Genomic DNA, 14,441 nt, shown 5'->3' on the forward strand with positions numbered 1-14,441 from the left:
GCTAGTCCTCACGGCCGCCGGAGTCGTTGGCGATGGCGACGGACTCGCCGGGCGAGCCGGAGATGCGCTCCGGCTTCACCGAGGACGTGCCGGCGGCGCAGTCCATGAGCGCGCCCATGACCTCGGCCACCACCGGCGCCGCGGTGTCCGATCCGCCGCCGCCCTGCTCCACCACGCAGGCCACGACGTACTTCGGGTCGTTGTAGGGGGCGTAGGCCACGAACCATGCCGTGTCGTTCTGATCCTGCTTCTCGCCGGTGCCGGACTTGCCGGCCGCATCGATTCCCAGCTCCTCGAACAAGGGCGCCACGGAGTGGGACTCCTGCACCATGCCGTGCAGCGCGTCGCGCACGTAGGCCAGATGGGCCTCGGTCACCTCGGGCGTACGCTCGACGACCGGCTCGTAGGTGACGACCGTCTCGCCCTCGCTGTTGCGCACCTCCTTCAGAAGGTGCGGCCGCATGATGCGGCCCGTGGCCACGCCGGCGTAGGCGCAGGCCACCTGCAAGGGCGTCACGAGCACATCGCCCTGGCCGATGATCATGTTGGTGTAGTCGCCGCCGCGGAAGGTGGCTTCGGAGGGCACGTTCTGCCAGCGCTCGGCCTTCCAGGCCGGGGTGGGAATGACGCCCACAGCCTCGCCGCCCAGATCGATGTCGGTCTTCTCGCCGAAGCCGAACTGCCCCAGGTAGTCCTGGAGCGCCGTCTCCGATATCTCGCCGGTGCCGGCGGGCCCATGGTCGTAGAAAGCCTTGCCGATCTCGTAGAAGACCGTGTCACAGGAGTTCACGATGCCCCCGTGCAGATCGAGCGTCCCATGGCCGTCGTGCTTCCAGCAGCGCTGCACGTCCCCAGTGCCGAAGCCGTCCCACTTGCCCGTGCAGTTCCACGAGCTGCTCTCCGTGGCGAAGCCGTACTCCAGGCCAGCTAAGGAGGTGAAGGCCTTGAAGGTGGAGGCGGCCATGAACTGGCCGGACACCACGTTGTTGTTCAGCGGCGCGTAGGCCTCCTCGGAGTTGTACCTATCCATGAGTTCCTGGGAGAAGGCACCGGTGAAATTCGTCGGGTCGAAGGTGGGGAAGCTTGACATAACGAGCACCGACCCGTCGGTCACATCAAGTGCCACAACGGCGCCCTTAGAGCCCTTGCCCGTGCCGATGACGCCGCCCGATGGCGCGATGAGCTTGGCCAGGGCCGCGTCGGCCACGTACTGAGCCCTGGCGTCGATGGTGAGGTAGAGGTCGTTGCCCTTGGTGTCCTTGATGTCGCTCATGACCGAGATGCGCCGGCCGTTGGCGTCCACCATGACCTGGCTCTCGCCGTGCTCGCCGGACAAGTACGCGTCGTAGGTGGCCTCCACCCCAGCGTTGCCCACCACGTCGATGGCGAGGATGTCGCGGCCCTCGATCTTCTCCTCAAGCCGGGCAGCCGAGGGCGAGCCGGTGTAGCCGAGCACATGGGCCGCCAGCGCCCCGTAGGGATACTCGCGCTGGGAGCGCTCCTCCACGGTGATGCCGGGGAAAGCGTCGGCATGCTCGGCGATGAAGGCCACGTCGCGCAGGCGCACGTCCTCCCCCACCACGCGCAGGCTCTGAGCGCCGGCGGCGGCATCGTTGATGCGCTGGAGCACCACGTTGGCGGGAAGCCCCAGCACCGTGGAGAGCCGGCGCACGACATCGCGGTTGTCGGCCACCTCAGGGTCGGCCACGACGGTCTGGCTCGGGCGGTTCACCACCAAAGCCTCGCCGTTGGTGTCGTAGATGCAGCCGCGGGGGGCGGGCGTCTTCACCGTGGTGTACAGGTTCTCCTCCGCCGCCTGGGCGTAGGCCTCAGATCCCGCGATCTGCATGGACCACAGCTTCGCCGACAGGGCGCCAAAGATAGCCACGGCCGCCGCCGCCAGACCCGCAAAGCGGCGTCCCAGCTCGTCAGAGGGCTTCTTCGACGCGGCCCCGGGCTCGGAGCTGGACACGGTCACATCGCCCTCGCGGGCGGCCTGGGCCTTGGAGCGGCGCTCGAAGGGCGAGCTTCCCACGCCCACGGTGGAAAGCTCCGAGACTCCCTTGGCGCGGCCGACCGAGGGCGTCTCCCTGCGGGCGCGCAGCGCGAGCGCCGCTGCCACGGCTACAATGACGATGACCGCCGCCAGGACGGCGACGATGATAGCTACGAGCACGGCTCCCCCTTCCTAACGAAGGACCGGCGTCCCGGGTTGGACGCGCGGGCGATCGACCATCAACCGCGCGGCGATCGGATACAGCAAAAGGCCGATGACGCAGTCGTAGAGCATGCAGGGCAGCGTGCGGTAGAGGAAGGCCTCCCCCAAGGGCACGTCGGCGCCGCAGACCACGACGATGAGCCCGTACATCACCTCGACGAGCATGATGCACGCCAGCATGATGGCCACCGGCATGAACAGGGTATCGTTGTTGAGCGCCATGAACAGCCGCGAGGCCAGAAACGTTACCAGCACGAGCACAAAGGCCATCCCTCCCACAGGACCGCCGCCCATGAGGTCGAAGAGAAGGCCCAAAACCAGCGGCATGACCGACCCGGCCGAAGCCGGCGTGGCCACGGCGCGCACGATGCAAAAGGCCACGATGAAGTTGGGCACGGCCTCGAACAGCGTGATGGCCGGCGCCACGGTTATCTGCAGAAGCACGGCGATGACGGCGCCGATGACGCCCGCCACCGTCTCGCGGGAAAGTTCCATCATGCGGCCTCGCCTCCTTCGGTGCCGTCAGAGCGGCCCGCATCGTCGCCGGAGCCGTCGCCGCTGGCACTGTCGTCACCGCTGCCGGCATCGTTGCCGTCGCCGGACTCTCCCGAATCGGAGCCGGACGCCCCCTCGCCACCGTCGGCGCTCGTGGGCGCCGTCACGGTGCGGTCGGCCGCATCGTCGGCCGCGGAGAACACTACGAGCGCCTCCTCCATGAGGCTCACGGTGTCGTTGGGGGCCACGACGATCTTGCGGGTGTCGCTGCCAGCGCTGCCCTCGACGCGCACCACCGTGCCGATGATGAGGCCCCGGGTGTAGCTCCCGCCCAGGCCGCTCGTGAGAACCACGTCACCCACCTGCACGTTCACGTCCGCGCCGATGTTCTCCAGATAGAGCAGGCCGTCCATGGAGCCGCGCACGATGCCCTCGGCCCGGCTCGACTGCACCATGGCGGCCGCCCCGGACTGCGGATCGGTGAGCAGGCGCACCCGGCACGAGCCGCCGTCCACGGAGATGACCTGGCCCACGACGCCCGTGGGGCCGAGCACGGTGAGCCCCGTTTCCACGCCGGAGCTCGATCCGACGTCCAGGGTCACCGTCTGGTTCCACGCGTCGGTGGTCCGCCCGATGACGCGGCCGGACACGCCGGTGATCTCGTAGGTGTCGCGCAGGTTCAGAAGGCCGCGCAGCCGCTCGTTCTCGAGACGCTGCTCCTCGGCGGCGGCCAGCTGCTGCACGAGCTGCTCGTTCTGCTGGCGCAACGTCGCGTAGGTCTCCTCGGTAACGCCACCCTCGGCCGCCGCGGCCCCGGCGTCGTCCACGGCCTCGGTGAGAGGCGCGCTCGCCCGCTGCAGGGGCACCATGGCGCCCTCCACGGCGGACTGCAGGGAATGCAGGGGGCCTGTAGCGCCCTCGGCCTGGTACAGGCCGACGCACACCAGCGAGACCGCCAGCGCGATAATGAGCGAGAGCCGGCCCGCGGAGGCCGGTTCGTGTTGCTGAAAGTTGAGAGCCATAGGAAGCGAAAGACCTACTTCGAGCGCATGAGCGTCTGCTTGAGGGCCGTCGGCGTCTCGAGCACCTTCAGGCAGCCCGACACCACGTTGGTCAGCGCCGTCTCGGACACCCACACGGGAATCTCAAGCTTGTCGGTGAGGTAGCGGTCGAGGCCCGAGAGCAGGCCGCCGCCGCCCGTGAGCAGGATGCCGTTCTGGATGATGTCGCTGGCCAGGTCGGGGTTGGTCTTCTTGAAGGTGTCCTTGATGTGCAGCACCATCTCCTCGATGGGGGCCTGAAGCGCCGCGCGCACGTCCTCGGACTGGATGGTGACCTCCTTGGGCTGCTCGGTGTAGACGTCCTGGCCGGAGATGATCATGTCGCGCTCGCGGCCGTCCTCGAAGGGAAGGATGGAGCCGATCTTAATCTTGATGACCTCGGCCGTGCGCTCGCCGATCTTGATGCCGAGCAAATCGCGCAGGTGCATGGCGATGGCCTCGTCGAGCCGGTTGCCGGCCAAACGAAGCGAGCTGGACGTCACAATGCCGCCGAGCGAGATGACGGCCACCTCCGTGGTGCCGCCGCCGATATCGACCACCATGGAACCGGTCGGCTCGGTCACGGGCAGATCGGCGCCCATAGCGGCGGCCATGGGCTCCTCGATGAGGTAGGCCTGGCGGGCGCCCGCCTGGATGGTGGCCTCGAACACGGCGCGTTTCTCAACCGAAGTGGCGCCGCAGGGGATGCACACGACGATGCGGGGCTTGGGCTGCCAAGGGTACTTGCGCTCGGCCGCCTTGTTGATGAAGGCCGAGATCATGGCCTCGGTCACATCGTAGTCGGCGATGACGCCGTCTTTGAGCGGGTGCTCGGCGGAGAACGCGTCCGGCGTGTGGTTGATCATGTTCTTGGCCTCATGGCCGACGGCCAGCACGCGCTGAGTGGACTTTTCTATGGCGACAACGGAGGGCTCGTTGATGACGATGCCCTCCCCCGTAATAGCAACAAGGGTATTGGCAGTGCCCAGATCGATGGCCATGTCCGCGGACATCTGGCCGGTCAGGCCCGAAAACCAATCAAGGAATGACATACAGGCAAACCCTTCGGATACGTATAGGTTACAGTCAGCCTTAGATTTTATCACACGGGGCCTAGGGGCTTAGAAACTCCATAGGTGTAAGGGAGTATCTACGGTCATTTTTCCCTGCTTTCCGCCCATCGCTACACAGTTCACTCCTTATGGATGACAAGCTTTGCGTCAAATACAACATTGGGGGTGACCACACCATTTCACATTTTCACTAAGGTATATCAACGCGCATCTTATTGATGACATGCAAACAGAGATGCGTGCTTATACGAGCTGCTTATATAAGGCTCCTCGCATAAGAGAGATCGGGAAAACGAGAGCATCAAGGAGGGTTCATGAACGAACAGGAAAGCAAGTTTTCACGACGCGACTTCTTTAAGGGTGCCGTGGCATCTGGAGTTGCGGCCACAACGGTTGGGTTGATGGCGGCCTGTTCGCCTCAAGCAAAAGGGAAGGGTAACGACACCCCCCTTTCATCTACGGGCGACATTGCTTGGGACGTCGAAACCGACGTGCTTGTCGTTGGCTTTGGCGCAGCAGGCGCTTCCGCAGCTATTGAGGCGAAACGAGGTGGAGCTGAGGTAACTATCGTGGAGACGACCGAGGCCGGCGGTGGCTCGACCGTTCTCTGCGGAGGCTTTATTTATCTGGGAGGCACTCCCCTGCAAGAGCAACTCGGCGTGAAGGACAGCGTTGAAGAAACACTTAAGTATATGACTGCAGCTGCTGGCCCCTATGCCAACCAGGAAGCATTGAAGATTTACTGCGAGAACGGCCCCGATACGTATCAATTCTGCATTGATTGCGGCATAAAATTTGGCGAGAATCTCGACCTCAACCACGGCGTTAGCGGTCGCGCGGGCATTGGCCTCGCGTATTCAGGCAATGAGCTTCAGGCGCCTTATCGCGATATCGCCGTGCCTGCACCGCGAGGACACTCTACCGGAGATGCTTGCGGCAAGGGCATCTTCGAACCGATGAAGAAAACGGTTGAAGCCGAGGGAATTCAGGTTGTTTACGGCGCCAATGCGGAAAGACTTATCCGCGACGAGACCGGTCGGGTTATCGGCGCAGAAGTTACCTGCGACGGAAAGCAGCAGTATTTTCGTGCAGCCAAAGCCGTAATCCTTGCTGGCGGCGGCTTCACGATGAATAGGGACATGATCGATGCCAACAATCGTTTCACCACTCCCTTCGGTGGCCCTATCGGAAATCCAAACGAACTTGGTACTTGCATCAAAATGGGACAAGAGGTGGGCGCTGACTTGTTCGGCATGTCCCAGATTTGCTATACCTGCTTTATTTATGGCACTGACACCAGCACTGCAAAAGCCATCCTCGTTGATAAGACGGGGCGCCGCATCATCTCGGAAACCTCATATGGCAGCTGGGTCGGCGAGGCGCTTATGGCCAACGGACCTGAAGCGTACCTGGTTTTTGACAGCGCGCTTAAGGGCTCATTTGACGGCTCTGGCGATTCCCCCGAATTCGAAGCCGGTGCCATCGCTGGGGCTACCGAATTCGAAGCCGGCACCATCACCGAGCTTGCAGAGCAACTCGGTATCGATCCGCTGAGCCTTGAAAACACTGTCGCGCTGTACAACACCTTCGCAGAGCAGGGCGAGGATGGCCAGTTCGGCAAAGAGCCCGAGTATCTTGCGCCAATTGCGACTCCCCCCTTCTACGCTCGCCCCTACGGATCTGAAAGCGCTTTCTACACCTCTGAGGGCGGTCTTAAAACTGATGTGGAATCTCACGTCATTAGCGTGTCGGGCGACGTCATTCCTGGTCTCTACGCCGCAGGTCGATGCAGCAGCCTGATTTACGGCCACTACATGGGCAGCGGCACCTCTATCGCCGACTGCATCACCTTCGGCCGCATTGCTGGCCAGAACGCCGCAGCAGAAACGGCTTAATCACGCAGTAAAAGAGGGCGCGATCCTTTCCCTCCCCCTCTATCGCGCCCTCTTTTACCTAACGCAGTCAGTATGCTAAACTTTCTTGTCTATGCGACCGCAAGATATTAGTGAAGGATAATCGTGTGATAGTTGAGCCCGATCGACGACTGCGTATGCTGGCCTCTGTTACAACCCTTGCTGCTCTCTTGCTTTGGAACTGGAGGCAAGCAAGTTTTTATCATTGGTTTGGCTCAGATGCAAACGACGAACTCATCTTGGCGTTCAAATGTATTTGGAATTTCTCTACAGGTCTCACACTGATCGCCGGATTCTTTGTTCTGCGAAAAGAGTGCATTAACAAACTCTTTCCCGTTCTTCTCATCTTCCTGACAACGGTTGGTCTTATGACCGCATTATTTAGTTGCAGCTTTACTCCAATGCCGTCATCGGGCATTTCCTTGGTCTCTCTCGTCATCGGACTCTATTACGGAGCCGGTTTTCTTTTATGGCTGTCTCTCGCAGAGTCGCGCTCCTTTGCTAATGCCATATTCGAAACATCAGCAGCACTTGTCATCGCATCGCTGGGATACTTTGTCTTGAGGGGGACCGGCGCGTGGAATTCATCATTCACGCTTCTCGCTCTCGTTTCTATCGTAAGCACGGGTTTTTTCTTCAAGCGCAAGTTCTCTTCTTTAGAAGCAGAAGCCCATCCCCTCTTTAAAGAAGCCTTCGATCAGAAAACCCTCTGTACGCTTGTTCTTGTTTTTTCTCTCTCGCTCGTTGCGCAAATCAACTACGTTGCACAAGCAAATACGGACAGTAGGGCAATCGGAATGTTGCTTGTGGGATCGATTCTGGCCCTTGTTTCTCGTCTGCCTAAGTCCGCGAAGTCCCCTGTGGTTATCTTTACGGCAGTAGCAATTACCCTGTGCTTGTCTCTTTTCGCTACCGCCGTCCTCACGCAAGGCTCAATGGTTATAGCTGAGTCTGCGGCAATGATGGCCTTCTGGACTGTTTTCATCCTCCTTCTTTCGCTATCAGCTACCCCCCCCCCGGACCGATTACCAGCCTATATTTCACCCTCAAAGGCCTCGCTGTATCTTTCCGCTTTTTTCTTCGCGATCGGTACAGGCAGAGTCATTTTCCACTACACCGCGTTCATCGACAGCGAAATGCGCTCGACCATCGCAGCCCTCGTGCTTGCTTTAACACTTGCAGTAGCTTTTTACTTCATAGGCTTGACGTCAAAACAGTCCCAGGCCAAGACCTCTGAAAAACGCACTGCCGAAGAAGAGCATCTCGAAGCGTTCAGCAAAGCTTTCAGATTAACAAAACGTGAGACAGAAGTGATGGTTTTGCTTGTTCAGGGACGCTCTGTCAACCGTATTGCAGAGCAGCTCGTTGTTTCTCCCAATACCGTGAAGACTCATCGAAATCGACTATACGCGAAATTGGACGTTCATGACCGGCAGGAACTCCTTGATAAATACCTCATCGAAAAGCCCAAGCAGGCGTAGATGAACGATCGCGAGCGCGCACATGCTCTAGCCATTAGCGAATCAGCAAACTCCTCTTCTTAACGAATCCATTAATTCATTTTGCATGTAGGCATTCAACTGTCCCCGCTCTAATGCACGCTGCAGGACAGACACGGATCGTAGGCGCGGACGAGCTTCTCCACCTCCAGGGTGATGAGGTCGGTGTCGTAGCCGCCGGCGGCCATCTTCTCGGCGAGCTGGCGCATGTCCGCTTCCAAGTTCGCGATGTTCTGAGCCGTGGGCGTCATAATGGAGGCGCGCCGCACGCGACCGCCCTCGTCGATATCAAGGATATGGAACAGGGCGCCACGCGGAGCCTCGGTAAAGCCCACGCCGCGACCAGCGCGCACGTCGAATTTCACAGGCTCGCTTCCACCCTCGAACTCATTGGCCGCAAGACGGCGGCAGAGAGCCGCGCAGCGGTCGAGCACGTCCACCAGCTCCACCGCCTGAGCGATGTTGTTGGCGAAGGGGTTGTACTCGGGGGGGCGCAGCCCCGCCTTGGCGGCGGCGTAGCGCGCGTCCTTGGAAAGCGCGTCCCAGCTGGCGTTCACGCGGGCCAGGGCCGCCGTCATGTAGGGATGCCCCGTGCGGCGCGCCCGGGCGAGGAAGGCGGCAGAGTGCCCCACCGGGTACTCCTCGATCTCCTCTTCCACGTCCTGGGCACTGAAATCGTAGCCGGCGCGAACGAAGCGCAGGGTGTCGGAGGTGCACACCGGGTAAGCATCAGGCGCCACCATGGCGAGCAGGTCGCCCTCCGTCTGCACATCCACGGTGTCGAAGTCGCGGAACAGATCGACGCTGGCTAAGGCGAACTCGCGCGTGGCATCCATGGCCTCGGCCAGACGCAGGTACTCGTCGGCGGAGATCTCGTGGGTGAACCCGCCCACCACCGCCGTGATGGGATGGATGGACCGGCCGCCCACCAGGGTGCACAGCTCGTTGCCCAGCGCCTTCAGCCCCAATGCGCGCTCGAACAGCTCCGGGTTGCCCTCGGCCAACGGGAACACCGACTTGTGGCCCAAGAAGTCCGGAGCGGCGAACACGAACAGGTGCGTGCCGTGGTTCTGCAGGTAGGAGCCGTAGAGCAGAAGCTCGCGCAGGGCCTCGGTGCGGTCGGTCACTTCCACACCGAAGACCTGCTCGATGGCGCGCAGGTCGGTGACGACGTGGCTCGACGAGCAGATGCCGCAGACGCGGGAAGCGATGTAGGGCACCTCTTCGAAGGAGCGGCCCCGCACCATGGATTCGAACAGGCGCGCCGGCTCCACCACGGCCATCTCGCAGGTCGTGACCTGGCCGTCCTCGATAACGAGGCGGATGTCGCCGTGGCCCTCGACGCGGGCGATGTGGTCGACGGAAATCTCGGTGGCGGCCATGAGGTTACTCCTCCCCTTGCGCGGCGTTTATCGCCACGGCGTTGAACATCTCCAGGGCGTCGTTGAAGCGCGCGACCTCAAGGCCGCGCTTTCCCACGACGTAGCGGGCGGCCTCCACGTTGGAATCGGGAGAGAGCCCCGCGCAGCCGTTGCAGGGACGGCCCAGCGCCGGGCACTTCGCCCCGCAGCCGGCCCGGGTCACGAGTCCCAGGCACATGACGCCCTGCTTGTAGAAGCACCCCTTCTCGTTGCGGGAGCACTCGCCACACAAAGCCGAGGTGGCCGGCAGCCGGTTGCTTCCATAGAGAACGCCGTCGAGCACGCGCACGAACTCGAAGGGGTCAATCGGGCAGCAGCGCACCTCTGCGTCCACGTCGATAACGTCCGACACGGGCCGCGGCGCCAACAGGTCGCCGCAGGCATCGGGCGCCGCATCGCCGTAGACGGCCTCCACATGACCCGCCAGATCGCCTGAGGCCATGCCGGGAATGCCGCCGGTGACGGCGCACGATCCGATGGCGATCACGCTCCCCGCGCGCTCGCGGGCGCGGCGTACCGTCTCGGCCGCCTCCTCGGTGGTGACGGCCCCCTCGATGACGGCCACGTCGAACTCGTCGGGCATCGGCACCGAGCTTGTCAGCTGCCAGTATCCCAGATCGATCTGGCCGAGCACGTCCATGAGGTGGCGCTCGATGTTCGTGATGTTGATCTGGCAGCCGAAGCAGCTGGCCAGGCCGATAACGACCACGCGGGGAGCACGGCGCTCGGCGGTCGGTGACAGGTTCTCGCTCATTTACATCGACCCCTGAATGTTCTTGGCTTCCCAATAGTTGAAGACGGGCCCGTCGATACAGCAGTACTGATGGCCCACCTGGCAGTGCCCGCACTTGCCCACGCCGCACTTCATGTGGCGCTCGAAGCTCATGTAGATACGATCGTAGGGGATGTCCTTCTTGCGCATCTCCTGCACGACGAACCGGTACATGATCGGCGGCCCGCAAAGGGCGCCGAAGGTGTTCGTCGGGTCGATCTCCAAGTGCTCGAACGGCTTGGTGACCAGCCCCACTTCCCCATCCCACGTATCGTCGGGATGATCCACGGTCAGGTGCAGCTCGAAATCCTTGCGGTGCTTCCACATCTCGAACTGGTTGCGGAACATGACCTCGGAGGGATTCTTGGAACCGTAGATGATCGTGACCTTTCCGAACTCGCTGCGCTCGTCGTGGATGTTGTTGATGAGCGAGCGCAGAGGCGCGATGCCCAGGCCGCCCGCCACCAAAAGCACGTCGTGGCCGCGCATCTCGTCGATGGGGAACCCGCGGCCGAAGGGCCCGCGGATGCCGACGATCTCGCCGCACTGCATCTGGTGCAGCCTCTCGGTGAAGCGTCCCGTGCGGCGGACGCACAGCTCGATGAAGCCCTGCTTGGTGGGCGACGACGAGATGGAGATGGGCGCCTCCCCCACGCCGAAGATGGACAGCTCCACGAACTGTCCCGGCTCCTGGCGGAAGGCCTCGCGGATGCGCTCGTCCACGAAGCGGAACTCGAAGAGCTTCTCAGTGGGCGTGAGCTCGGTGATGGAGGTGATGCGCGCCGGCCACGGACGGTAGGGGTTCGCGTGCATGAGCTCGGCGCCGGTGGCCTCGCGCCCGGCGTCGCGGAAGGGATGCACGGCCACGATGTTGTCGTTCGCCATGGCTCTTAGGCCCCCTTTCGGTCGAAGAACTTCAGCACCTCGATGGGGCTGATGTCGACTTTGCAGGCGGAAACGCAGCGGCCGCAGCCCACGCAGAGGTTGCGGTCGTGCTTGGCCAGAAAGCCGTTGAGCTTGTGGTACATGCGGTGCCGCACGCGGGAGGCCGGCGTGGGCCGGAAGTTGTGACCGCCGGCCACCATGGCGAACTGCGGCGAGGTGCAGGCGTCCCACACGCGCTCGCGGCGCCCCGTGGCCGCGCCCGGATCCAGCGTGTCGCGGATATCGAAGCAGTAGCAGGTGGGGCATACGTTCGCGCAGGCGTTGCAGGAAAGGCAGCGGCCGCCCAGCTCCTCCCAGAACTCGTCCTCGTGGAAGGCGTCCATGAGCATGGGGATCTCCTGGATATCGGGGATGTCCCGGTTGAAGGCCTCCTGGCGCGCGCGGGTGGCGGCGCGAAACGCGATGCGGTCCTCGTCGGTGGCCTCACGGACATCGCAGGCCGCCTCCAAGATGTTCGCCGCCACGACGCTGCCGATGGAAACGAGGTAGCGGCCGCCGATGTTCGTGAGGAACAGGTCGTAGGCGGCCCGTGCCTCCTCGGCGTCCATGAGGTTGCAGAAGCAGTTCGCCGACGGCATGCAGGCGACGCCGACGATGAGCGTGGCGGCGGCATGGGCCGCGTAGTAGGGATCGGGATAGCGCGGGTCGTTGAAGACGCTGCTCAAGTTCTGCAGGCCGTTGATGTCGCAGGCGTGCACGCCGAAGAGCACCCGGGGGCGCACCTCATCGGTGTAATCGGTCACCTCGTTATTCTCGGCATCGAACTCGAAGAGGGTCTCTTTGGCCGGCAGGAGGTACTTCTTGGGAGAGGCGATGGTCGTGGGGTAGTCCAGCGCGATCTCGTCGAAGGAATCGACGGCGGAGAACACGTACTTGTCCCCCCGCTTGACCGGCGCCACCACCTCGTAGCGCTCCATGAAGGCGGCGACGAGCGCCGGCGCCTCCGTCTCGTCAATGACGCGATACAGCATAGGCGATTCTGTTCCTTACGTCCTGCGCGCGCAACGGTTCGCGCAACGGTTCCGTCTCCTTCCATAGTAACGGCTCTTCCGCCGCCCCACTCCCTCGCGCAGGCCGATGGCCCAGAAAAACCAGACAGAGACGCAAAAAGCCCCGCTGCGCCAACCATCGGCGCAGCGGGGCCTCACGGAATCAACCAGCGAGTTTAGGCAAAGAAGATCCCGATCTCGCGCTCGGCGGACTCAGGGCTGTCGGAGCCGTGGATCACGTTCTCGTCCATGATGAGGCCGAAATCGCCGCGGATGGTGCCCGGGGCCGCCTCGGCCGGGTTGGTGGCGCCCATGAGCGAACGGCACTTGGCCACGGCGCCCTCGCCGGAGACGACCATCTTCACCACGGGGCCGGAGGTGATGTACGCGATCAGCCCGTCGTAGAAGGGCTTGCCCTCGTGCTCGGCGTAGTTCGCCTTCGCCTGCTCGGGGGTGACCATGCCCAGCTCCATGCGCTCGATGGTGAGGCCGGCGCGCTCGAAGCGGTTGATGATCTCGCCGATGTGCCCGTTGCGCACGCCGTCGGGCTTGATCATGGAGTAGGTCTGCTGGATAGCCATGGAATTCCTTTCGTTGTAAGGGTCTTGCTTGCAGACGGCCCGCAAGGCGCGGGCCGGGTTTGCTGAAATCGGAAAACGGCCCGATGCGCTTTAGGCCTGGCTCGGGAAGTACAGCTCCACGTTGCTGACCTTCCACGTGATGCCGTCGCGCACCATGGAGATGCGGTACTGCACGGACCCGCCCTCCTCGGTTTTGGCCGTGGCGTACACCGTGGACTCGGTCATGGAGCGACTCACGCCGTCGATGGTCACGTTGGAATCGGTCACCACCGGATCGAGCATGGCCGGGATGGCATCTTTGTCCACATCGGCGGAGAACACCTTGTCGGCGGCGCCGGACGGGTCGCTGAACAGCTCCTGGGTCACCGTCTGCACCGTGGGGTAGCCGTAGCCCTGGGTATAGGCGAACACGCCGGCCGCGGCGGCCAGCACGATGACGATGACGAAGAACAGCAGGATCTTCAAACCCACGTTGCGGCGCTTGCGATCCTGCTTGGCCAAACCGCGCGACCACTGCTCGAGCTCGGCGTCGGTGGCCGTGAAGAACCGGTCGTTGTCGACGTTCTCGTAGGCGCCCACGTAGCCGGGGAAGCTCGCCGGGTCGGCCTCGTAGGTGCCCTCGTCGTAATAGAAGGCCTCGGAGACGTCGCCGCCCTCGTAGGCGCCCTCGTCGTAGACGCTCGTGCCGTCGGCGGCCACGTCGAGCCCGGACATGTCGGCCAGCTGCAGCACCTGGGTGGCCTGGTTCTGCTCGGACGTTCCCTGGGCCACGGCCCCCACGGCGCGCTGGTAGTCGACGCTGGCCGAATCGGACAGGTAGTACGTCTTGTCGGCGATGGCCTCCTCAAAGGCATGCACCGCCTTCTCCATCTGGCCGCAGGCCACGTAGGCCTGCCCCAGGCTCGCCTGCAGCTTGTTGCGCGTGGCCGGCTGCATGTCGAACTGCAGGGCGCTCTCGTAGGAGGCCACGGCGTCGGCCGGGCGGTTCAGAGCCATGAAGCAGACGCCCAGGTTCAAAAGCGCCTTGGTGGGGTCGGGGTTCGACTCGTCCAGAGCGGCCTCGCGGAAGGCCACGCCGGCTTCGGCGGACTTGCCGAGCTTCATGAGCGCGTTGCCCATGCCCATGTAGGACTTGTAGGGAGTGGGGTTGGTCGTGTCGGCCACCGACTTCTCGAAGCAGTTGATGGCGTTCGTGTAGTCGCGCAGCGACGCGTAGGCCATGCCGAGGTTGCACTCCACCGTCGCCAGCGCCCGATAGGCCGTATCGGCCGTGGCCTGGCTGTAGGCCTGAATGGCCTCGCGCGGGTTCTTCAGCTTCACCAGACAGTTGCCGATCTGGTGGTAGAGAAGGCCCATTTCCCCGGGAGTGAGCGGGAAGTTCGTGTCCTGCAAGCATTCCGTGAAAGCCATCAGCGCGCCGCGGTAGTCACGCAGGCGGTAGCGCTCATTTGCTCGATCGAATAACTCGTTGTTCATAGACTTCCTTCACTCGACA

12 protein-coding genes are annotated in these 14,441 nt (G+C 63.0%); 2 read left to right on the top strand and 10 right to left on the bottom strand.

All coding sequences use genetic code 11. The features are described 5' to 3' along the window. Position 1 precedes the first annotated feature (1 nt). From mrdA to NE591_RS05235, 4 genes are read right to left on the bottom strand one after another with little or no spacing between them, the layout of a single operon-like run. Positions 2-2,176, bottom strand: a complete 2,175-nt coding sequence (mrdA, locus tag NE591_RS05220; RefSeq protein ID WP_114539752.1) for a penicillin-binding protein 2 — start codon at positions 2,174-2,176, stop codon at positions 2-4. A 12-nt stretch (positions 2,177-2,188) separates the two neighbouring features. Beyond that, positions 2,189-2,716: a rod shape-determining protein MreD gene (gene mreD, locus NE591_RS05225; RefSeq protein ID WP_231699478.1), complete on the bottom strand. Its 528-nt coding sequence runs from the start codon at positions 2,714-2,716 to the stop codon at positions 2,189-2,191. Continuing rightward, entirely contained in the window at positions 2,713-3,735 is a 1,023-nt protein-coding gene (mreC, locus tag NE591_RS05230; protein WP_173113212.1) for a rod shape-determining protein MreC, read from the bottom strand. Before mreC ends, mreD begins: the two co-directional genes overlap by 4 nt. Positions 3,736-3,749: 14 nt before the next feature. Beyond that, complete coding sequence (locus tag NE591_RS05235) at positions 3,750-4,805, bottom strand: rod shape-determining protein (protein ID WP_022739738.1); 1,056 nt, start codon at positions 4,803-4,805, stop codon at positions 3,750-3,752. A gap of 335 nt (positions 4,806-5,140) precedes the next feature. Between NE591_RS05235 and NE591_RS05240 the strand changes: the two genes are divergently transcribed. Both NE591_RS05240 and NE591_RS16220 read left to right on the top strand, forming a co-directional pair. Continuing rightward, positions 5,141-6,721, top strand: a complete 1,581-nt coding sequence (locus NE591_RS05240; RefSeq protein WP_173113216.1) for an FAD-dependent oxidoreductase — start codon at positions 5,141-5,143, stop codon at positions 6,719-6,721. Between the two features lie 125 nt (positions 6,722-6,846). Further along, a complete protein-coding gene (locus NE591_RS16220; protein ID WP_256156421.1) occupies positions 6,847-8,220 on the top strand; it encodes a response regulator transcription factor in 1,374 nt (457 codons plus the stop codon). A 110-nt stretch (positions 8,221-8,330) separates the two neighbouring features. On the opposite strand, the gene NE591_RS05250 is transcribed toward NE591_RS16220, so the two are convergent. The 6 genes from NE591_RS05250 to NE591_RS05275 form a co-directional block, all read right to left on the bottom strand. Next, positions 8,331-9,620, bottom strand: coding sequence for a Ni/Fe hydrogenase subunit alpha (locus tag NE591_RS05250; protein WP_173113225.1), 1,290 nt, complete (start codon positions 9,618-9,620; stop codon positions 8,331-8,333). A 4-nt stretch (positions 9,621-9,624) separates the two neighbouring features. Continuing rightward, positions 9,625-10,413: an NADH:ubiquinone oxidoreductase gene (locus tag NE591_RS05255; RefSeq protein ID WP_173113228.1), complete on the bottom strand. Its 789-nt coding sequence runs from the start codon at positions 10,411-10,413 to the stop codon at positions 9,625-9,627. Beyond that, positions 10,414-11,316, bottom strand: coding sequence for an FAD/NAD(P)-binding protein (locus tag NE591_RS05260; protein WP_114549646.1), 903 nt, complete (start codon positions 11,314-11,316; stop codon positions 10,414-10,416). It lies immediately after the preceding gene. Between the two features lie 5 nt (positions 11,317-11,321). Next, positions 11,322-12,347, bottom strand: a complete 1,026-nt coding sequence (locus tag NE591_RS05265; protein ID WP_114549647.1) for a 4Fe-4S dicluster domain-containing protein — start codon at positions 12,345-12,347, stop codon at positions 11,322-11,324. 194 nt (positions 12,348-12,541) lie between these two features. Continuing rightward, positions 12,542-12,946, bottom strand: coding sequence for a nucleoside-diphosphate kinase (gene ndk / locus NE591_RS05270; RefSeq protein ID WP_022739733.1), 405 nt, complete (start codon positions 12,944-12,946; stop codon positions 12,542-12,544). 90 nt (positions 12,947-13,036) lie between these two features. After that, positions 13,037-14,422 carry a tetratricopeptide repeat protein gene (locus tag NE591_RS05275; protein ID WP_114549648.1) on the bottom strand — a complete coding sequence of 462 codons (1,386 nt, stop codon included), beginning with the start codon at positions 14,420-14,422 and terminating at the stop codon, positions 13,037-13,039. Positions 14,423-14,441: the final 19 nt, after the last annotated feature.

The organism is Adlercreutzia sp. DFI.6.23, assembly GCF_024462535.1.
Taxonomy (GTDB): domain Bacteria; phylum Actinomycetota; class Coriobacteriia; order Coriobacteriales; family Eggerthellaceae; genus Adlercreutzia; species Adlercreutzia rubneri.